Genomic DNA, 19,230 nt, shown 5'->3' on the forward strand with positions numbered 1-19,230 from the left:
TCAAAGACCCAGAATCATCTGCGCGATGATGTTCTTTTGAATTTCGTTCGAGCCGCCGTAAATCGACGTCTTACGGAAGTTGAAGTAGTAGGCCGCCAGCGGGGCGGCATCGTCGTCGCCCGCGAGACTGTGCTCGCTCTGGCCTTCCAGGAACGGCACGTCGAACGGCGCGCCAAGCGGACCGACCGCTTCGAACATCAACTCCGTGAGCCATTGCTGCACTTCCGTGCCCTTGATCTTGAGCATCGACGCTTCCGGACCGGGCCCGCGGCCGCCAGTTTCATTGGCCACGACGCGCTGCACGGTGACCTCGAGCGCCATCAATTCGATCTCGAGACTCGCGATCTTCGCGGCGAATACCGGGTCTTCCAGCAGCGGCTTGCCATTCTTTTTCTGATTCAGCGCCAGACGCTTGAGAAATACGAGTTCGCGTTTAGACTGACCGACACGCGCGATTCCCGTGCGCTCGTGTCCGAGCAGGTACTTGGCATAAGTCCAGCCGCGATTTTCCTCGCCGACCAGATTCTCCAGCGGCACCTTCACGTCTTCGAAAAAGACTTCGTTGACTTCGTGATCTTCGTCGAGCGTGATGATCGGGCGCACGGTGATACCGGGCGTTTTCATGTCGATCAAGAGGAACGAGATACCTTCCTGCTTCTTCGCGCCGCTGTCGGTGCGCACGAGGCAGAACATCATGTCGGCGTACTGCCCGAGCGTCGTCCAGGTTTTTTGTCCGTTGACCACGTAGTGATCGCCGACGCGCTCGGCGCGCGTGCGCAACGAAGCGAGGTCGGAGCCGGAGCCTGGCTCGGAGTAGCCCTGGCACCACCAGTCGCTACCGTCGAGAATGCGCGGCAGGTAGTGGCGTTTTTGCGCCTCGCTACCGTATTTCATCAACACGGGCGCCACCATCGACACACCGAACGGCAACACCGACGGTGCGCCGACGCGTGCGCACTCTTCGTCCCAGATATGGCGCTGCGTCGCGTCCCAACCCGGGCCGCCATATTCTTTCGGCCACGCGACGACCGACCAGCCTCGCGTGCCCAGCAACTTGTGCCAGCTCGCGAAGTCATCCCGGTCGAGACGTTTGTGATTGAGTACTTTGTGGCTCAGCTCGCGAGGCAGGTTCGCTTCGAGCCAGGCACGGACGTCGGCGCGGAAGGCCTCGTCGGCGGAAGAGTAGTCCAGATTCATGCGTCGTGTCTCCTGGCCGCTACCACCCGCCGCCAGAAGCCCGACTGCGCTATTGCAGCGGTTCTTTCAGGGCAGCCGGGACCGGCAGCGGCATCACTTCGATGCCTTCTTCGACCAAGGCTCGCGCATCTTCGGGCGTTGTTACGCCACGAATATTGCGAGCCGGCGCTTCGTTGTAGTGAATGCGCCGCGCTTCCTCGGCGAAGCGGTCGCCCACGTTCTCGGTCTTTTCCAGTACCTCGCGCAACGCGCGCATCAGGCGCGCCTGGCTATCTCCCGCTTCCGCCGGGGCTTTGGCGCCGGTTGCACCCGACAGATTCAGCCGGGGCGCCGACGGCAAACGGCTCACTTCATTCGCACCGCAGATCGGACATTCGACGAGCTTGCGGGACTGCTGCGACTCGAAGTCATCAGCCGAAGCGAACCAACCTTCGAACCGATGGCCATGCGGACACTGTAAATCGAGGACCTTCATGTGGAATCAGGGCTTGCGTGCCAGTTTAGCGCAAAACGTAAATTTGTGAACGGTCGTTCGTAAATTTCATCAACGACCCGTCGACGCCGAACGTCCAAATCGAATTGGACGCGGTGGGCGATTCTAACGCTTTGCAGAATAGCCTGCCGACGGCCGAATTCCTGTTCTGTGAGCGCCTACCGTTGCGCGACGCTATGCAACCAGAGCCTGAAGCTGACGATCCAGCGTCGGTACCAGTTCGCGCGCCTGCTTTGCAAGATTGATCTGCTTTGCCGATTCCGCAATGTCGAGCACATCGGGCTTGATGTCGTAGCCACCGCGTGCGGTGAGCCAGCCCAGAATATCTGAAAGATGCCAGACCGAAGCACTGCCCTCGTGAACGGGCGGCGGGAAGTCGATTGCGTGACTCAGCATCAGTTTGCGCATGTTCTGCCGCGTGACGCCGGCCAGCTCCGCGACGTCTGTGAGGCCGACGAAGTCGGGGCCGGCTTCGACAAGCCGCGCCGACGGCACCACCCGCTTGATGTCTTCGAGCGCGCTAATCAGTGCCTCGAACGCGGACACGCCTTCGCGCGTGAAAACCAGCGCCATCCGTCCCGGTTGGCCGACACCGATCGTTGCGTCATCACACCCCGCCTCGCCCAGCCGCTCGACAATCGCGTCGAGATCGCTGTCTTCTGCTGCAAGACGGTATTTCAGGGTGAATACATATTCCATGAGCTACTCCCACTTTCGTTCTGCTTCGTGCCCGTCGTGCCGGGCATGATCCCTAGCGCCGAGCCGTGCAATTCTCGACAATGCGCCGCAAATGTCTGGCGTGATTGCCGGGGTTTTTCGGCGTGCTCCAGACGCTCGCAATGCAAAACTCGCCACAGCGACAATCTGCTTCGTTATACGGACAGTAGATCCTTCCCCATGCGTGACCTTTGCCACCACTTAGGACGCGCCAACCCAGGCTCTCCGCATACGACAGCGCTTCTTCCACTTCTTTTTTGGCGTGTGTTCCGCGCACCATCTAAGGCCTCCAATTTAATCCACTCCAATCAGGTTGTCAATCGACAACCTGATTCATCAAAAATCACCGTCGACCTCGGCTGCGTCGGCCAGCGACACGCATGCCCGATTCGCGAGACTGGACATCGATACTAGAGATGTGGGGATCCGTCCGCGAGACTGTCGGATGGCATAGGACGAGCGCAGCGCCGTTAGGAATGGCTACCGCAGAACGCAAAAAAGCCCTTGGTGGTCATGGACCACCAAGGGCTTTTTAAAGGCTTGACGACGACTATTCGGGTGCGGCAGTCGGCCACGCGCCCGACAACATTTTCTCCAGCCAGAACGTGCCGATCACCGTTTTCACATCCGTGATCTTGCCGGTGCGCACCCATTCGAGTACATCCGCGACGTTCGCCGTAAACAGTTCGAGAAACTCGCCTTCGTCGAGCTTCCGCTCACCGGCTGTCAGGCCGCGCGCCAGGTAAATATCGATGAATTCCGTCGAGTAGGAAATGATCGGGTGGATTCGCGTCAGATAAACGTACTCGCGCGCCGTATAGCCTGTTTCCTCTCGCAATTCGCGTTTGGCACACGCGAGCGCACCTTCATTGGGATCGAGCTTGCCCGCTGGGTACTCCACCATCACCTTGCCCATCGGGTAGCGGTACTGGCTCTCCAGCAACACGCGGCCGTCGTCGAAAAGCGGGATCACCATCACGGCGCCCGGATGCTGGACATATTCGCGCGTGGCCTGTTTGCCATCGGGCAAACGAACGGTGTCACACTTGAGCGTAAGAAACGGTCCTTGATGGATCGTTTTGCTCTCGAGACATGTCTCGGTGAGCGCAGCGTCGTGATCGGGGAGTTCAGCCATGTGCGACCTCAGGACAGCTTGGTGCGCGACGGCGAGACGCCGTCAGCGGCGTTTGACGAGATACTGGAAAGTGAAGCCGGGAAACGCGAATACGATGAACAGCGCGAAGGTGATGGCGTAAAACTGCCAGCCCTGCTCGAAGCGGTTACCCGCGCGTGCTTCAAGCAGAAAACCGAGCGCGCCGACCACGAAGTACAACACGATCAATTCGGCGATCCGGATCCAGGCGCTCTTCCTCGCCGCTTTCAACGGTACGGCGGCGAAGAGGCGCTGATTCAGAAACGGCAGGTTGGCGCCGACCAGCGCCAACAGCACGATAAACCAACCCGCCGCCGACATCAGAGCAGCAGCGTGTGCTGGATCGCCTGCAGACAGGCCTTCAACAGCGGATCGGGGACGATACCGAGCACCAGCACGGCCACACCGTTCACCGCCAGCAAAGCACGCGTGCTCGTGTCGGCGACGATCGGCGATTTGTCTTGCGGCTCGTCGAAGTACATCAGCTTCACGATACGCAGGTAGTAGAACGCGCCGAACAGGGACGTGATCACGGCCAGCACGGTCAGCCACGTCAAACCGGCGTTCATGGTTGCCTGCAGTACGGCGAGCTTGGCATAGAAACCGACCGCGGGCGGAATGCCGGCGAGCGAGAACATCATCACCATCATCACGAACGCGAAAACCGGGCTGCGTTGATTCAGGCCCTTGAAGTCTTCGAGCGTGTCCGCTTCGAAGTCACGGCGCGCTAGCAGCATGATGACGCCGAACGTACCCATCGTGGTGATCAGGTAGACGATGCTGTAATACATCGCCGAGCCATACGCGTTGGCCGCGCCGGCAGTCTTGCTGTCGACGACACCAGCGAGCAACCCGAGCAGCACGAAGCCCATGTTCGAGATGGCCGAGTACGCGAGCATGCGCTTGACGTTGCGTTGCACGATACCGGTGATGTTGCCGACGATCAGCGACAGCGCGGCGAGGATCACCAGCATCTGCTGCCATTCCACTGCCAGCGGCAGCAGGCCCATCACGAGGAAGCGCAGGCCCCACGCAAATGCCGCCACCTTCGGGCCGCCGCCCACGATCAGCGTCATTGCAGTCGGTGCGCCCTGATACACGTCAGGCACCCACATGTGGAACGGCACCGCGCCCATCTTGAACGCAACCCCTGCCACGATGAAGATCACGCCGAACAGCAGAACGCTCGGGTCGTAGTGGCTCGTGCCGATCGCCTTGAACACTTCGTTCAGGTCGAGCGAACCGGTCGCGCCATACAGCATCGAGATGCCGTACAGCAGGAAACCGGAAGCCAGCGCGCCGAGCACGTAGTACTTCATGGCCGCTTCGTTCGACTGCGGCACTTCGCGACGCAGCGCGATCACCGCATACAGCGACAGCGACATCAGTTCCAGACCCAGATACAGCGTCAGGAAATTGTTGCCCGAGATCATCACGAGTTGACCGAGCAGCGAGAACATTCCCAGCAGGAAGAACTCGCCGCGGAACAGGCCGCGGTCTTCGAGATAACGACGCGAATAGACGATCGACACCGCGTAACCGAGCGTCACCACCGCTTTCATCACGCTGCCGAACGAGTCGACGACGTACATGTGCCCGAAGTAGTAGCGCACTTGCGGATCGAACGCGTTGAACGCGAACCAGATACCGGCGACGACCGTCGAAACGAAGGCGATGAAATACGTGGTGCGGCGACCGGCCTGGCCGACGAACGTGTCGTTGAGCCACGCGACGACAACGGCGAGCATCACCAGTGCGTCAGGTAACAGGGCAGTCATAGGGGCGTTTTGCATGATCTTTAAATTCCTCCGCTCTACATTACTGTGGCAACGGCAGCTTCGACTGCGCAACGTGGGAGAGGAGGTTTTCCACGGATACGTGCATCACATCGGTAAAGGGCTTCGGATACAGGCCCATGAACAGCGTCAGTGCAGCAAGCACTGCCAGCATGAAAAACTCGCGGCGATTGATGTCCAGCAGGCTCTTCACGTGATCGTTGACGATCGCGCCGAAGTACACCCGCTTGTACATCCACAGCGTGTAGGCCGCGCCGAGAATCAGCGTGACGGCAGCGCCGCCGGCAATCCAGAAGTTGTACTGCACTGCCGCCAGAATCACCATGAACTCGCCGACGAAACCGGAGGTGCCCGGCAGGCCGCAGTTCGCCATCGAGAACAGCATCACGAACGCAGCGAACTTCGGCATGACGTTCACGACGCCGCCGTAATCGGCGATCTGACGCGAGTGCATACGGTCGTACAACACGCCGATGCTCAGGAACATCGCGCCCGACACGAAGCCGTGCGAGATCATCTGCACGATCGCGCCTTCGACGCCGAGTTGATTGAAGATAAAGAAGCCGAGCGTCACGAAACCCATGTGCGCGATCGACGAATACGCCACCAGCTTCTTCATGTCGGCCTGCACCATCGCGACCAGACCGATGTAGATCACCGCGACCAGCGACAGCGTAATGACGACCGGCGCGAGAAAGTGGCTGGCATCGGGAGCGATGGGCATCGAAAACCGCAGGAAACCGTACGCGCCGAGTTTCAGCATGATGGCGGCCAGCACCACCGAGCCGCCCGTCGGCGCTTCCACGTGCGCATCGGGCAACCACGTGTGAACCGGCCACATCGGCACCTTCACGGCGAACGCCATGAAGAACGCAATGAATAGCAGCACTTGCGGCGTCATACCGATCTGCGCGTTCTGCCACGTAGCCAGATCGAACGTGCCGGTCTGGATGTACAGATAGAGCAACGCAACCAGCATCAGCAGCGAACCCATCAGCGTGTACAGGAAGAACTTGAACGCCGCATACACGCGGTTCGCCCCGCCCCACACACCGATGATGATGTACATCGGGATCAGCGTCGCTTCGAAGAACACGTAGAACAGCATGCCGTCGGCCGAGCTGAACACGCCAACCATGATTCCCGAGAGAATCAGGAACGCAGCGAGGTACTGCGCAACGTTCTTCGTAATCACTTCCCATGCCGCGATCACGACGATCACCGTGATCAGCGCGGTCAGCACGACGAACCACATCGAAATACCGTCGACGCCGAGGTGATACGTAATGTTGAAGCGCTCGATCCAGTTCGCCTTTTCAACGAACTGCAGATCGGCCGTGCTCGAATCAAAACCGGTGATCAGCGGGATCGTCACGATGAAGCTGACGACCGAGCCGATCAGCGCGATCCAACGCGCCGGAGCCGGGTTCCGGTCGGAACCGATAGCCAGAACCAGCAGACCTACGAGGATCGGTAACCAGATCGCGATACTGAGAATCGGATAAGCGTGCATTAGTATCCCTCGCCTTATTTGCCGCCGAGCGTTACAAACAGGGTCAGGAGCCCCAGCATGCCGATAATCATGGCAAACGCGTAGTGGTAGATATAGCCCGACTGCAGGAAGCGGATCACGCCGGCAAACCAGCCGATGAAGCGCGCGCTACCGTTGACGATGCCGTCGATGACCACCACGTCGCCTTCCTTCCAGAGACCACGGCCGATTGCCACCGCACCGCGCGCAAACACGATTTCGTTGATCTTGTCCATGTAGTACTTGTTATCGAGCAACGTGTAGATCGGACCGGCCGCGCGCTTGATAACCGCCGGCAGATCGGGACGAACCAGATACAGGAACCACGCGACCATGACACCCGCGAGTGCCAGCCACACCGGCAGGCCCGAAACCGAGTGCAGGCCCATCGACGCCCAGCCCTGGAATTCTTCGGCCATTTCATGCAGCGCAGGATGGTTCTCGCCGATGAAGATCACCTTGTCGAACGCCACGCCATGCTGGAAGAAATCGCCGTACAGCATCGGGCCGATACCGATCGCGCCGATCACGATCGACGGAATGGCGAGCAGCACCAGCGGCACCCACACCACCCACGGCGTTTCGTGCGGTTCGTGAGCGTGGTCGTCGTGACCATGGCCGTGGCCATGCGCGTCGTGACCATGAGCGTCATGTGCATGCGCTGCGGCTTCGATGCCCATCGGCGATTCCGGATGCTTCGGACCACGGAAGCGCTCCTTGCCGTGGAACACCATGAAGTACATACGGAACGAATACAGCGCAGTAACGAACACGCTCGCCACCACCGCGAAATACGCGAAGCCCGAGCCCGGCAGATGCGAGAGCTTCACGGCGTCGATGATCGAGTCTTTCGAATAGAAGCCGGAGAAGAACGGCGTACCGATCAGTGCCAGCGAACCGATCAACGAGGTGATCCAGGTAATCGGCATGTACTTGCGCAGGCCGCCCATGTTGCGCATGTCCTGATCGTGGTGCATGCCCATGATCACCGAACCCGCGCCGAGGAACAGCAGCGCCTTGAAGAACGCGTGCGTGGTCAGGTGGAACACCGCAACCGGATAAGCGGACACGCCGAGCGCGACCGTCATGTAGCCGAGTTGCGAGAGCGTGGAGTAAGCCACCACCCGCTTGATGTCGTTCTGGACGATCCCGAGGAAGCCCATGAACAGCGCGGTGATCGCACCGATAACCGTGATGAACGACAGCGCCGTGTCCGACAGTTCGAACAGCGGCGACATACGCGTGACCATGAAGATACCGGCCGTCACCATGGTTGCCGCGTGAATCAGTGCGGAGATCGGCGTCGGGCCTTCCATCGAATCGGGCAGCCAGACGTGCAGCGGGAACTGCGCCGACTTACCCATCGCGCCGATGAACAGGCAAATGCACGATACCGTCAACAGACCCCAATCCGTGCCGGGGAAAGTCAACGCCGCCAGTTCGGTACGCTTCGCGAAGACGTCGCCGTAGTTCATCGAACCTGCGAACGCGAACAGCAGGCCGATGCCGAGCAGGAAACCGAAGTCGCCGACGCGGTTGACGATGAACGCCTTCATGTTGGCGTAGATCGCAGTGGGGCGCGTGAAGTAGAAGCCGATCAGCAGGTACGACACCAGACCCACCGCTTCCCAGCCGAAGAACAGTTGCAGGAAGTTGTTGCTCATCACGAGCATCAACATCGAGAACGTGAACAGCGAGATGTACGAGAAGAAGCGCTGGTAGCCGTCGTCGTCGGACATGTAGCCGATCGTGTAGATGTGCACCATCAGCGACACAAAGGTCACCACGCACATCATCATCGCGGTCAGCGAATCGACCAGGAAACCAATCTCGAACTTCGACTTGCCGATCGTCATCCATTCATAGACGGTCGCGTTGAAACTCGCGCCGTTCAGCACATCGAAAAAGACGATGGCCGAAAGAATGAACGAGATCGCGACGCCGAGGATCGTGACGGAGTGCGCGCCCGCTCGCCCCACCGCTTTTCCGAAAAGGCCCGCAATCAGGGAGCCGGCCAGCGGTGCCAGCGGGATCGCCAGCAGCAGGTTTTCATTGAGTGTCGTTGACATAACCGCTTTACCTGAAATTAACCTTTGAGCTGATCGAGATCCTCGACATTGATCGTGTCGAGGCTACGGAACAGGGTCACCAGAATTGCGAGGCCAATCGCCGCTTCGGCTGCCGCAACCGTCAGCACGAAGAAAACGAAGATCTGCCCATGCACGTCACCGAGGTAATGCGAGAAGGCGACGAAATTGGTGTTCACCGCCAGCAGCATCAATTCGATCGCCATCAGGATGATGATGACGTTGCGACGGTTCAGGAAAATGCCGACGATGCTGATCGCAAACAGGATCGCACCGAGGACGAGGTAATGAGCAAGGGTCAACATGATATCTATCTCCTGTCCGCTCAGCTGTTTTTAGCAGGTGCCGAGTCGGCCGCCGCTGCCGCCGCGGCAGCTTCTTCTGCCGCGACAGTTGCCGCGGTCTTTTCCGACGCCATCTTCACCACGCGTACGCGGTCCTGAGCACGCACCTTCACCTGCTCGCTGACCGTCTGACGCTTGCTGTCCTTCTTGTGGCTCGTAGTCAGTGCGATTGCCGCGATGATTGCGACCAGCAGCACGAGGCCGGCTACTTCGAACGCAAAGATGTAATCGGTGTAGATGATCTTGCCGATCAGGCGCGTGTTCGACCAGTCGCCCATGCCGTTCGCCGCTGCCGTGGTGTCACGCAGCGCCGTGGCGGTCGCGCCGTAGCCGTGCCACAGAATCAGCGCGGTCTCGATCACGATGATCGCGCCGACCACCGTCGCCATCGGCACGAAGCGCTTGAAGTCTTTGCGCAGCACGTCGATGTTGATGTCCAGCATCATCACCACGAACAGGAACAGCACCATCACCGCGCCGACGTAGACCAGCACCAGCAGGATCGCGAGGAACTCGGCTTGCAGCAGCATCCAGATGGCGGCTGCGTTGAAGAACGCCAGCACCAGAAAGAGTGCGGACGAAACCGGGTTGCGCGAGGTGATCACCTTCAGCCCTGAAACCACCAGGAGCAGCGCGAAGATGTAGAACAGTACGGTCGTGAATTCCATGATTACCGGTTCATCGTTAGGCCATCGTCAGGCATTGTTCTTTGGCACGTGTGCGGCAAAACCGCCACAGGTGCGCCGTGCCGCGGCGTTCAGGCCGTGGCGTCCGGCCCGACAACAGGCCGTATTACTGCTGCATTTACCGCTTCAACGATACGGTGCGTCTGCTGCCTTGTTTGCAGCGATTTCCGATTCATAGCGATCGCCGACGGCCAGCAGCATTTCTTTCGTGAAATACAGGTCGCCGCGCTTTTCACCGTGATATTCGAGGATGTGCGTTTCGACGATCGAATCGACCGGGCAGCTTTCTTCGCAGAAACCGCAGAAGATGCACTTGGTGAGGTCGATGTCGTAACGCGTGGTACGGCGCGTATTGTCCGCACGCGTTTCCGATTCGATCGTGATCGCGAGCGCCGGGCACACTGCCTCGCACAGCTTGCAGGCGATGCAGCGCTCTTCGCCGTTTTCATAACGGCGCAGCGCATGCAGACCGCGGAAACGCGGCGAGATCGGGGTCTTCTCTTCCGGGAACTGCACGGTCACCTTGCGCTGGAACGTATAACGTCCCGTCAACGCGAGGCCCTTCAGCAGTTCCGTCAGAAAGAAGGTCTTGAAAAAATTTTGGATTGCGGTCATGGGTTCATCCGCCCTTTATTTCCAGATGTTCAACGGCGACATGATCCAGAAGCCGACCACTATCAGCCACACCACGCAGACCGGGATGAAAACCTTCCAGCCCAGACGCATGATCTGGTCGTAGCGATAGCGCGGAAACGTAGCACGCACCCAGATGAACACCGACAACAGGAAGAAAACCTTGGCGACGAGCCATACGATGCCCGGGACAAACGACAGGAAGCCGAACGGTGCGCTCCAGCCGCCAAGGAACAAGGTTGCAGCCAATGCCGAGATGACGATCATGTTGATGTACTCGGCGAGGAAGAACAGCGCGAACGCCATACCCGAGTAATCGATCATGTGGCCCGCGACGATTTCCGACTCACCTTCCACCACGTCGAACGGGTGACGGTTCGTTTCGGCGATGCCCGAGATGAAGTACACGACGAACATCGGCAGCAGCGGCAGCCAGTTCCACGACAGGAAGTTCAGGCCGTGCGAGGCGAAGAAGCCGTGCTCCTGCGAACCGACGATGCCCGACAGGTTCAGCGTACCGGCCGTCATGAGCACCACGACCAGCGCGAAGCCCATCGAAATTTCGTACGAGACCATCTGTGCGGCCGCGCGCATCGCGCCGAGGAAGGCGTACTTCGAGTTCGACGCCCAGCCCGCCAGAATCACGCCGTACACGCCGATCGACGAAATTGCCATGGCGTACAGCAGACCGGCGTTGATGTCGCCGAGCACTGCGCCAGCCTGGAACGGAATCACCGCCCAGACCGCGAACGCCGGCACCACCACCATGATCGGCGCGATCATGTAGATCCAGCGGCTGGCTTGCGCCGGCTGAATCACTTCCTTCAGCAACAGCTTCAGCACGTCGGCGATAGGCTGCAGCAAACCGGCCGGGCCGACGCGGTTCGGGCCGAGACGCACGTGCATCCAGCCGATCAGCTTACGTTCCCAAAGAATCAGGTAAGCCACGCACAGCAGGATCACGACGGCCACCACCAGGATGCGCACGAGTGCCCACACCGTGGGCCATGCCACACCGAGAAGCTGGGTGCCGCCCGAGTTGATCGTATCGAACAAGCTCATTTACGCCTTCTCCACCACCAGTTCACCGAACAGGCTGCCCAACGCCGCACCGGCTGGCGTAGCCGCCGACACGCGGACGACCGTCTCCGCAAGATTCGCGTCGCGCACGGCCGGCAACTGCACCGATTGCTCGCCCTGACGAACGCGCACGGCGTCGCCCGCTTTCAAACCCAGCTTGTCGAACAGCCCGGCCGGCAGACCGACCGAGTTCGCGACGCGCGCCGCTGCCGTGAGATGCAGCGATTCCGCACGACGCACCATCGAATCGGCGTGATAGATCGGCACGTCGGCGATACGCTCGAACTTGCCTTCCGCGGCCTTCGTCAATTTGCCGCGCACAACCGTTGCACCCGTCTTGTTCGACAGACGCGTTGTCAGTTCGCCGTCGCCCAGAGCGGCCGCGCGCACTTCTTCTGCCGTGTCGAATTCGAAGCCCGGCAGACCGAGCAGGCTGCCCAGCACGCGCAAGACCTTCCATGCGGGACGCGTATCGCCCAGCGGACGCACGACACCGTTGAACGTCTGCACCGTACCCTCGGCGTTGACGAACGTGCCTGCCGTTTCCGTGAACGGCGCGATCGGCAGCAATACGTCGGCGTAGTCGGCACCGGTCTGGAACGGCGACATCACGACGACCATCTCAGCCTGCTTCAAGACAGCCAGCGCTTGCGCCGGATTAGCCGTGTCGAACTCAGGTTCGACGTTGAGCAGGACATAGCCCTTACGCGGTTGTTCGAATACTTCGCGAGCGTTCAGACCGCCCTCGCCCGGCAACGCGTTCACCAGATGCGCGCCCACGGTGTTGGCTGCTTCGCTCAGGAAGCCGAGCGTCGCGCCCGTTGCTTCGGCGATCCACTGCGCAGCGGCATGAATCGCGGCGAAGTCCGGATGACGTACCGCGCCGTTGCCTAGCAGAACCACACGTTGTTCGCCGGTGACCAGCGATTTCGCGACCTGACGGTCGGCGTCGTTCGGCTGCGTGCCGCCAAAAGCCTCCGGCAACGCAACACCCTTCGACTCCGACACAGCGCCGGCAATACCAGCCAGCGCGTCGAGCCATGCCGACGGCGCGGCGACCACGCGTTGCGCTTGCGGGATCAAGGCGTCGTCGTTAGTGGCTTGCACCAGCGTGAGCTTCGTGCCGTTCTTCGCAGCCTGACGCAGACGCGCGGCAAACAGCGGGTGATCGCGACGCAAGTCGGAGCCGATCACCAGCGCGGAATCGAGATTCGACAGGTTGGCAATCGCGGTGCCGAGCCACGGCGCGCCATTCACCGGCGCGGAGAAATCGGATTGACGCAGACGGAAGTCGACGTTCGGCGTGCCGACCGCTTGCGCCAGTTGCTTCAGCAAAAACAGTTCTTCGACCGTGCTGTGAGCGCTACCCAGAGCGGCCAGCGCGCTTGCACCGTGATCGCCCTTGATGCCCTTCAGTCCCTTGACGACGTATTCCAGCGCAGATTGCCAGTCGGTTTCGATCCACTTGCCGCCCTGCTTGAGCATCGGCTGCGTGAGACGTTCCGGGCTGTTCAGGCTTTCGTACGAGAAGCGGTCCTTGTCCGAAATCCAGCATTCGTTGATGGATTCGTTTTCGAACGGCAGAACACGCATGACGCGGTTGTTCTTCACTTGCACCACGAGGTTTGCGCCGACGGAATCGTGCGGGCTCACCGACTTGCGACGCGACAATTCCCACGTGCGGGCGCTGTAGCGGAACGGCTTGCTGGTCAACGCGCCGACCGGGCACAGATCGATCATGTTGCCCGACATTTCCGAATCCACCGTCTTGCCGACGAAGGACGTAATTTCCGAGTGCTCGCCGCGGCCCAGCATGCCGAGTTCCATCACGCCGGCCACCTCCTGACCGAAACGGACGCAACGCGTGCAGTGAATGCAACGCGACATCTCTTCCATCGAGATCAGCGGACCGACGTTCTTGTGGAACACCACGCGCTTTTCTTCGCTATAGCGCGACGCCGACTTGCCGTAGCCCACGGCCAGATCCTGCAACTGACACTCACCGCCCTGATCGCAAATCGGGCAATCCAGCGGATGGTTGATCAGCAGGAATTCCATCACGGCTTGCTGGCCTTTCACCGCCTTGTCCGACTTGGTGCGCACGATCATGCCGTTCGACACCGGCGTGGCGCATGCAGGCACGGCCTTCGGCATCTTCTCGACATCGACCAGACACATCCGGCAATTGGCCGCAATCGACAGCTTCTTGTGATAGCAGAAGTGAGGAATGTACGTGTCGACCTTATGCGCAGCCTGGATCACCATGCTGCCTTCAGGCACCTCTACTTTCTTGCCGTCTATTTCAAGTTCAACCATGATGGTCAATCTTCCTTAACCTGTTACCGCTCAATCGCTCGCCGGATCATCGCCTGTTGGCGGCAATGAATCCTGCGGATGACGTGTTCTGATGCGCGCAGTTTCGCGCGTCTGGCGCGTTACCGGTTACGTGCTCAGGCAGCCACTGTTTCCGAAGCTGCCGCCGCGCCGGCGTGACCGCCGACCTGGCAATGCTTGTGCGCGACGTGGTATTCGAATTCGTCCCAGTAGTGCTTGAGCATGCCGCGAACCGGCATGGCCGCTGCGTCGCCGAGCGCGCAAATCGTGCGGCCCATGATGTTCTCGGCGACCGAGTTCAGCAGGTCCAGATCTTCCGGACGGCCAAGCCCGTGTTCGATGCGGTGCACGACGCGATACAGCCAGCCCGTACCTTCACGGCAAGGCGTGCATTGACCGCACGACTCTTCGTAATAGAAGTACGACAGACGCAACAGCGAGCGCACCATGCAGCGCGTTTCGTCCATGACGATCACCGCGCCCGAACCCAGCATCGAACCGGCCTTGGCGATCGAGTCGTAGTCCATGTCGGTGTTCATCATCATCTCGCCCGGAATCACCGGAGCCGACGAACCACCAGGAATCACCGCCTTGATCTTCTTGCCGCCGCGCATGCCGCCGGCGAGGTCCAGCAGGGTCGCGAACGGCGTACCGAGCGGAATTTCGTAGTTGCCCGGACGCTCGACGTCACCCGACACCGAGAAAATCTTGGTGCCACCGTTATTCGGCTTGCCGATTTCGAGGTAATTCTGCGGACCGACTGCCAGCAGGAACGGCACGGCAGCGAACGTTTCGGTGTTGTTGATCGTGGTCGGCTTGCCGTACACGCCGAAGCTCGCCGGGAACGGCGGCTTGAAGCGCGGCTGACCTTTCTTGCCTTCCAGCGATTCGAGCAACGCGGTTTCTTCGCCACAGATGTAGGCGCCGTAACCGTGGTGCGCATGCAGTTCGAACGAAAAGCCCGAACCCATGATGTTTTCGCCGAGGAACCCTGCACGGCGAGCTTCGTCCAACGCTGCTTCGAAGCGTTTGTAGACTTCCCAGATTTCGCCGTGGATATAGTTGTAGCCGACCGTAATGCCCATGGCGTATGCGCCAATGGCCATGCCTTCGATCAGCGAATGCGGATTGAAGCGCAGGATGTCGCGGTCTTTGAACGTACCCGGTTCACCCTCGTCCGAATTGCAGACGAGATATTTTTGTCCCGGGAATTGACGCGGCATGAAGCTCCACTTCAAACCGGTCGGAAAGCCCGCACCGCCGCGTCCACGCAAACCCGACGCCTTGACGTCGGCGATCACCTGCTCGGGCGGAATTTTTTCTTCGAGAATGCGACGCAGCTGGGCGTAACCGCCGCGCGCCACATAGTCTTCGAGATGCCAGTTGTCGCCGTTCAGGCCGGCGAGAATCAGCGGTTTGATGTGACGATCGTGTAAAGACGTCATTTCGAAAGTTCCTCGAGCAGCTGGTCGATCTTCTCGCGGCTCATGAAGCTGCACATGCGATGGTTGTTCACCAGCATCACCGGCGCGTCGCCGCACGAACCCATGCACTCACCTTCCTTGAGCGTGAATTTGCCGTCGGGCGTGGTTTCGCCGAAGTCGATGCCGAGCTTCTTCTTCAGATATTCAGCGGCGCTGTCGGCGCCTCCGTCCGGGCCGAGTTGGCACGGCAGGTTCGTACAGAGCGTGATCTTGTGCTTGCCGACCGGCGAGGTCTCATACATCGTGTAGAAGGTTGCAACCTCCTGCACGGCGACTGCCGGCATGCCGAGATAGTCCGCGACGAACTGCATGAGTTCGGGCGACAGCCAGCCATGCTCTTCCTGAGCAGTAGCCAGCGCCGACATCACGGCGGACTGTTTCTGATCGGCGGGATACTTCGCGATCGCACGATCGATTTCTTTCAGGCCTTCAGCTGAGATCATTTTCAGACACGACTCTTTCAATTCCTACCGAACGAAAACCCGCCGCTCACTTCGTGCTGCGACAGACCCGGCGTTCCTTTGCTTGACGCGCGCTTCGGTGCAACCTGAAGACACGCGCCGATGAATACGTCCTAGCGATCCACTTCGCCGAACACTATGTCCTGCGTACCGATGATCGTCACGGCGTCGGCGATCATGTGACCGCGCGCCATTTCATCGAGCGTGGACAGGTGCGCATAGCCCGGCGCGCGAATCTTCAAACGGTACGGCTTGTTTGCACCGTCCGAGATCAGATAGATGCCGAACTCGCCCTTCGGGTGCTCGACCGCCGCGTACGCTTCGCCTTCGGGCACATGGAAGCCTTCGGTGAAAAGCTTGAAGTGGTGGATCAGCTCTTCCATGTTCGACTTCATGCCAACTCGCGACGGCGGCGCAATCTTGTGATTGTCGATCATCACAGGGCCAGGATTCTTACGCAGCCACTCAATGCACTGTTTCACGATACGCGTGGATTGCCGCATTTCTTCGACGCGAACCAGGTAGCGGTCGTAGCAATCGCCATTCACGCCAACTGGGATATCGAAATCCAGCTTGTCGTAAACTTCGTACGGTTGCTTCTTGCGCAGATCCCACTCGATACCCGAACCGCGCAGCATGGCGCCGGTCATCCCGAGGTTCAGCGCGCGCTCCGGCGACACCACGCCGATGCCGACCAGCCGCTGCTTCCAGATGCGGTTGTCGGTAAGCAGCGTTTCATATTCGTCGACACAATTCGGAAAGCGCGTGAAGAAGTCGTCGATGAAGTCGAGCAGCGAACCCTGACGGGTTTCGTTCATCTTCGACAAAGCCTTCGCATTGCGAATCTTCGAAGCCTTGTACTGCGGCATGGCGTCGGGCAGATCGCGATACACGCCACCCGGACGATAGTAAGCCGCGTGCATGCGCGCGCCCGACACGGCCTCGTACACGTCCATCAAATCTTCACGCTCGCGGAACGCATACAGAAACACCGCCATCGCGCCAACGTCGAGCGCGTGAGCGCCGATCCACATCAGGTGGTTCAGCACGCGCGTGACTTCGTCGAACATGACGCGAATGTACTTCGCGCGCTCCGGCACTTCGATGCCGAGCAGCTTCTCGATTGCCATCACGTAACCGTGCTCGTTGACCATCATCGACACGTAGTCGAGACGATCCATGTACGGCACGGACTGAATGAACGTCTTCGTTTCGGCGAGCTTCTCCGTAGCACGATGCAGCAGACCGATATGCGGATCGGCGCGCTGGATGACTTCGCCGTCGAGCTCGAGCACGAGGCGCAGCACGCCGTGCGCAGCCGGGTGCTGAGGACCGAAATTGAGCGTGTAGTTCTTGATCTCTGCCATGGCGTTCTCTTAGTGTTTCAGACCGCCATAGCGATCTTCGCGGATCACGCGCGGCGTGATTTCCCGCGGCTCGATCGTCACAGGCTGATAGACGACGCGCTTTTCTTCCGGGTCGTAACGCATTTCGACGTAACCGGAGACAGGGAAATCTTTACGGAACGGGTGACCAATGAAACCGTAATCGGTCAGGATGCGGCGCAGGTCGGGGTGGCCTTCGAAGACGATGCCGTAGAGGTCGAACGCTTCGCGCTCGTACCAGTTGGCCGAATTCCAGATATCGACAACCGAGGGGACGATCGGCACTTCGTCGTCCGGAGCGAACACGCGCAGACGCAGACGCCAGTTGTTCTGCACCGACAACAAATGCAGAACGGCCGCGAAACGCGGACCGTCGTAAGCGCCATCGGCGTAAGTTTGGTAGTCGACGCCACACAGATCGACCAACTGCTCGAAACCGAGAGTGCGGTCGTCACGCAGACGCGTTGCCACGTTGAGGTAGTCGCCAGCCTTGACGACGATCGTCAACTCACCGATAGCTTCGGTAGTGCTCAGCAGGAGGCCGCCAAAGGCCGCCTCGAGGTTCGCTTTCAGGGTCTCGAGTTTGCTTGCCATATTGTGGGGTGGCTTTGGCCTTATTGACGGGCGATTGTATTGGTCCGGCGGATCTTCGCCTGCAACTGGATCACGCCGTACACCAGCGCTTCAGCAGTTGGCGGACAACCCGGCACATAGACGTCGACCGGCACGATCCGATCGCAACCGCGCACCACCGAGTAAGAATAATGGTAGTAGCCGCCGCCGTTCGCGCACGAGCCCATCGAGATCACCCAGCGCGGCTCGGCCATCTGATCGTAGACCTTGCGCAGAGCCGGCGCCATCTTGTTGCACAGCGTGCCAGCGACGATCATCACGTCCGACTGACGCGGACTCGGACGAAACACCACGCCAAAACGGTCGAGGTCATAACGGGCAGCACCCGCATGCATCATCTCGACCGCGCAGCACGCAAGACCGAACGTCATCGGCCACAAGGAGCCAGTGCGCGTCCAGTTGATCAGTTTATCAGCCGTAGTGGTGACAAACCCTTCCTTCAAGACCCCTTCGATACTCATTTGCTTTCCACTCCAGACGGGGCGGCAAGCCTTGGCCACCCACGCAAACCGGCGATTAAACCATCATTCCCAGTCGAGGCCGCCCTTCTTCCAGATATAGGCAAAGCCAAGCAGGAACTCGAGCAGGAAAATCATCATCGCCATGAAGCCCGGCCAGCCAATGTCGCGCAGGGCCACACCCCACGGGAACAGGAACGCGGTTTCAAGGTCGAAGATGATGAAAAGAATGGCGACGAGGTAATAGCGCACATCGAACTTCATGCGCGCATCTTCGAATGCTTCGAAGCCGCACTCGTACGGTGCGTTTTTCTCGGTATCGGGCTTATTCGGACCGAGGATCTTGCCGATACTGACCAGTGCTACGCCTAAACCGGTGCCCACAACGAGGAACAACAAGACGGGGAAATAGGCTGCGAGGTTCAAGACTATCCTCAATCGGTTGGTTCTGAGTGCCGCCAAGAGCATAGCACTCTTGACGCGAATTCACTTCGGGACACGCACAACGCAAACAGCGATCCAGAAGTGAAAATGCCAGCCGAAGCGAAGCAAGCGGCTGGCATTTAGATAACATTTGGTGCCGACGGCGAGACTCGAACTCGCACAGCTTTCGCCACTACCCCCTCAAGATAGCGTGTCTACCAATTTCACCACGTCGGCACTAACTGCAATCCGGGAAAACAACTTGTAAAACCCGCGAATCGCTTCAAGACTTGAATTGTAACTGGTTTAAACAGTTTGTTCAACGCACAAAAGGC

20 protein-coding genes and 1 tRNA gene are annotated in these 19,230 nt (G+C 59.7%); all 21 read right to left on the reverse strand.

The genetic code is table 11. The annotated features are described in order from the left end of the window. Entirely contained in the window at positions 1 to 1,197 is a 1,197-nt protein-coding gene (locus P3T18_RS35405) for an acyl-CoA dehydrogenase family protein (protein WP_429304609.1), read from the reverse strand. 49 nt (positions 1,198 to 1,246) lie between these two features. Beyond that, positions 1,247 to 1,672 carry a DUF1178 family protein gene (locus tag P3T18_RS35410; protein WP_429304610.1) on the reverse strand — a complete coding sequence of 142 codons (426 nt, stop codon included), beginning with the start codon at positions 1,670 to 1,672 and terminating at the stop codon, positions 1,247 to 1,249. A 192-nt stretch (positions 1,673 to 1,864) separates the two neighbouring features. Beyond that, positions 1,865 to 2,389, reverse strand: coding sequence for a helix-turn-helix transcriptional regulator (locus P3T18_RS35415; RefSeq protein ID WP_429304611.1), 525 nt, complete (start codon positions 2,387 to 2,389; stop codon positions 1,865 to 1,867). A 52-nt stretch (positions 2,390 to 2,441) separates the two neighbouring features. Further along, positions 2,442 to 2,687 (reverse strand): hypothetical protein, encoded by a 246-nt coding sequence (locus tag P3T18_RS35420; RefSeq protein ID WP_429304612.1) that lies wholly within the window; start codon positions 2,685 to 2,687, stop codon positions 2,442 to 2,444. Positions 2,688 to 2,957: 270 nt separating this feature from the next. Then, on the reverse strand, positions 2,958 to 3,542 hold the full coding sequence (locus P3T18_RS35425) for an NUDIX domain-containing protein (RefSeq protein ID WP_429304613.1): 585 nt from the start codon (positions 3,540 to 3,542) through the stop codon (positions 2,958 to 2,960). Positions 3,543 to 3,584: 42 nt separating this feature from the next. Beyond that, on the reverse strand, positions 3,585 to 3,881 hold the full coding sequence (locus P3T18_RS35430) for a DUF2818 family protein (protein ID WP_429304614.1): 297 nt from the start codon (positions 3,879 to 3,881) through the stop codon (positions 3,585 to 3,587). Then, on the reverse strand, positions 3,881 to 5,353 hold the full coding sequence (gene nuoN, locus P3T18_RS35435; protein WP_429304615.1) for an NADH-quinone oxidoreductase subunit NuoN: 1,473 nt from the start codon (positions 5,351 to 5,353) through the stop codon (positions 3,881 to 3,883). Before nuoN ends, P3T18_RS35430 begins: the two co-directional genes overlap by 1 nt. Positions 5,354 to 5,378: 25 nt before the next feature. Beyond that, positions 5,379 to 6,869, reverse strand: a complete 1,491-nt coding sequence (locus P3T18_RS35440; protein WP_429304616.1) for an NADH-quinone oxidoreductase subunit M — start codon at positions 6,867 to 6,869, stop codon at positions 5,379 to 5,381. Positions 6,870 to 6,883: 14 nt separating this feature from the next. Then, positions 6,884 to 8,956, reverse strand: coding sequence for an NADH-quinone oxidoreductase subunit L (nuoL, locus tag P3T18_RS35445; protein ID WP_429304617.1), 2,073 nt, complete (start codon positions 8,954 to 8,956; stop codon positions 6,884 to 6,886). Between the two features lie 17 nt (positions 8,957 to 8,973). Beyond that, entirely contained in the window at positions 8,974 to 9,279 is a 306-nt protein-coding gene (gene nuoK, locus P3T18_RS35450; RefSeq protein WP_006052894.1) for an NADH-quinone oxidoreductase subunit NuoK, read from the reverse strand. Positions 9,280 to 9,299: 20 nt separating this feature from the next. Further along, positions 9,300 to 9,986, reverse strand: coding sequence for an NADH-quinone oxidoreductase subunit J (locus P3T18_RS35455; RefSeq protein WP_429304618.1), 687 nt, complete (start codon positions 9,984 to 9,986; stop codon positions 9,300 to 9,302). A 144-nt stretch (positions 9,987 to 10,130) separates the two neighbouring features. Then, positions 10,131 to 10,619: an NADH-quinone oxidoreductase subunit NuoI gene (gene nuoI / locus P3T18_RS35460; RefSeq protein WP_429304619.1), complete on the reverse strand. Its 489-nt coding sequence runs from the start codon at positions 10,617 to 10,619 to the stop codon at positions 10,131 to 10,133. A gap of 15 nt (positions 10,620 to 10,634) precedes the next feature. Then, positions 10,635 to 11,699, reverse strand: coding sequence for an NADH-quinone oxidoreductase subunit NuoH (gene nuoH, locus P3T18_RS35465; protein ID WP_429304620.1), 1,065 nt, complete (start codon positions 11,697 to 11,699; stop codon positions 10,635 to 10,637). Continuing rightward, positions 11,700 to 14,033, reverse strand: a complete 2,334-nt coding sequence (nuoG, locus tag P3T18_RS35470; RefSeq protein ID WP_429304621.1) for an NADH-quinone oxidoreductase subunit NuoG — start codon at positions 14,031 to 14,033, stop codon at positions 11,700 to 11,702. A 134-nt stretch (positions 14,034 to 14,167) separates the two neighbouring features. Next, on the reverse strand, positions 14,168 to 15,496 hold the full coding sequence (gene nuoF / locus P3T18_RS35475; protein WP_429304622.1) for an NADH-quinone oxidoreductase subunit NuoF: 1,329 nt from the start codon (positions 15,494 to 15,496) through the stop codon (positions 14,168 to 14,170). Next, entirely contained in the window at positions 15,493 to 15,978 is a 486-nt protein-coding gene (gene nuoE, locus P3T18_RS35480) for an NADH-quinone oxidoreductase subunit NuoE (protein ID WP_429304623.1), read from the reverse strand. Before nuoE ends, nuoF begins: the two co-directional genes overlap by 4 nt. A gap of 131 nt (positions 15,979 to 16,109) precedes the next feature. Further along, the gene (locus P3T18_RS35485; protein WP_429304624.1) at positions 16,110 to 17,363 is read right to left on the reverse strand and encodes an NADH-quinone oxidoreductase subunit D; all 1,254 of its coding nucleotides are present in this window, start codon (positions 17,361 to 17,363) and stop codon (positions 16,110 to 16,112) included. A gap of 9 nt (positions 17,364 to 17,372) precedes the next feature. Continuing rightward, the gene (locus tag P3T18_RS35490; protein ID WP_429304625.1) at positions 17,373 to 17,975 is read right to left on the reverse strand and encodes an NADH-quinone oxidoreductase subunit C; all 603 of its coding nucleotides are present in this window, start codon (positions 17,973 to 17,975) and stop codon (positions 17,373 to 17,375) included. 20 nt (positions 17,976 to 17,995) lie between these two features. Continuing rightward, positions 17,996 to 18,475 (reverse strand): NuoB/complex I 20 kDa subunit family protein, encoded by a 480-nt coding sequence (locus P3T18_RS35495; protein ID WP_006052903.1) that lies wholly within the window; start codon positions 18,473 to 18,475, stop codon positions 17,996 to 17,998. 63 nt (positions 18,476 to 18,538) lie between these two features. Next, positions 18,539 to 18,898: an NADH-quinone oxidoreductase subunit A gene (locus tag P3T18_RS35500; RefSeq protein ID WP_013339872.1), complete on the reverse strand. Its 360-nt coding sequence runs from the start codon at positions 18,896 to 18,898 to the stop codon at positions 18,539 to 18,541. A gap of 149 nt (positions 18,899 to 19,047) precedes the next feature. Next, positions 19,048 to 19,132 (reverse strand) — tRNA-Leu (locus tag P3T18_RS35505). Positions 19,133 to 19,230 lie beyond the last annotated feature (98 nt).

The sequence above is a fragment of the Paraburkholderia sp. GAS199 genome, assembly GCF_050436585.1.
In the GTDB taxonomy this organism is placed as follows: Bacteria; Pseudomonadota; Gammaproteobacteria; order Burkholderiales; family Burkholderiaceae; genus Paraburkholderia.

Excerpts from the sequence above, each read along its gene's own strand:
- P3T18_RS35405 (WP_429304609.1), bottom strand. The coding sequence starts at position 1,197 with ATGAATCTGGACTACTCTTCCGCCGACGAGGCCTTCCGCGCCGACGTC.
- P3T18_RS35410 (WP_429304610.1), bottom strand. The coding sequence starts at position 1,672 with ATGAAGGTCCTCGATTTACAGTGTCCGCATGGCCATCGGTTCGAAGGT.
- P3T18_RS35415 (WP_429304611.1), bottom strand. The coding sequence starts at position 2,389 with ATGGAATATGTATTCACCCTGAAATACCGTCTTGCAGCAGAAGACAGC.
- P3T18_RS35420 (WP_429304612.1), bottom strand. The coding sequence starts at position 2,687 with ATGGTGCGCGGAACACACGCCAAAAAAGAAGTGGAAGAAGCGCTGTCG.
- P3T18_RS35425 (WP_429304613.1), bottom strand. The coding sequence starts at position 3,542 with ATGGCTGAACTCCCCGATCACGACGCTGCGCTCACCGAGACATGTCTC.
- P3T18_RS35430 (WP_429304614.1), bottom strand. The coding sequence starts at position 3,881 with ATGTCGGCGGCGGGTTGGTTTATCGTGCTGTTGGCGCTGGTCGGCGCC.
- nuoN (WP_429304615.1), bottom strand. The coding sequence starts at position 5,353 with ATGCAAAACGCCCCTATGACTGCCCTGTTACCTGACGCACTGGTGATG.
- P3T18_RS35440 (WP_429304616.1), bottom strand. The coding sequence starts at position 6,869 with ATGCACGCTTATCCGATTCTCAGTATCGCGATCTGGTTACCGATCCTC.
- nuoL (WP_429304617.1), bottom strand. The coding sequence starts at position 8,956 with ATGTCAACGACACTCAATGAAAACCTGCTGCTGGCGATCCCGCTGGCA.
- nuoK (WP_006052894.1), bottom strand. The coding sequence starts at position 9,279 with ATGTTGACCCTTGCTCATTACCTCGTCCTCGGTGCGATCCTGTTTGCG.
- P3T18_RS35455 (WP_429304618.1), bottom strand. The coding sequence starts at position 9,986 with ATGGAATTCACGACCGTACTGTTCTACATCTTCGCGCTGCTCCTGGTG.
- nuoI (WP_429304619.1), bottom strand. The coding sequence starts at position 10,619 with ATGACCGCAATCCAAAATTTTTTCAAGACCTTCTTTCTGACGGAACTG.
- nuoH (WP_429304620.1), bottom strand. The coding sequence starts at position 11,699 with ATGAGCTTGTTCGATACGATCAACTCGGGCGGCACCCAGCTTCTCGGT.
- nuoG (WP_429304621.1), bottom strand. The coding sequence starts at position 14,033 with ATGGTTGAACTTGAAATAGACGGCAAGAAAGTAGAGGTGCCTGAAGGC.
- nuoF (WP_429304622.1), bottom strand. The coding sequence starts at position 15,496 with ATGACGTCTTTACACGATCGTCACATCAAACCGCTGATTCTCGCCGGC.
- nuoE (WP_429304623.1), bottom strand. The coding sequence starts at position 15,978 with ATGATCTCAGCTGAAGGCCTGAAAGAAATCGATCGTGCGATCGCGAAG.
- P3T18_RS35485 (WP_429304624.1), bottom strand. The coding sequence starts at position 17,363 with ATGGCAGAGATCAAGAACTACACGCTCAATTTCGGTCCTCAGCACCCG.
- P3T18_RS35490 (WP_429304625.1), bottom strand. The coding sequence starts at position 17,975 with ATGGCAAGCAAACTCGAGACCCTGAAAGCGAACCTCGAGGCGGCCTTT.
- P3T18_RS35495 (WP_006052903.1), bottom strand. The coding sequence starts at position 18,475 with ATGAGTATCGAAGGGGTCTTGAAGGAAGGGTTTGTCACCACTACGGCT.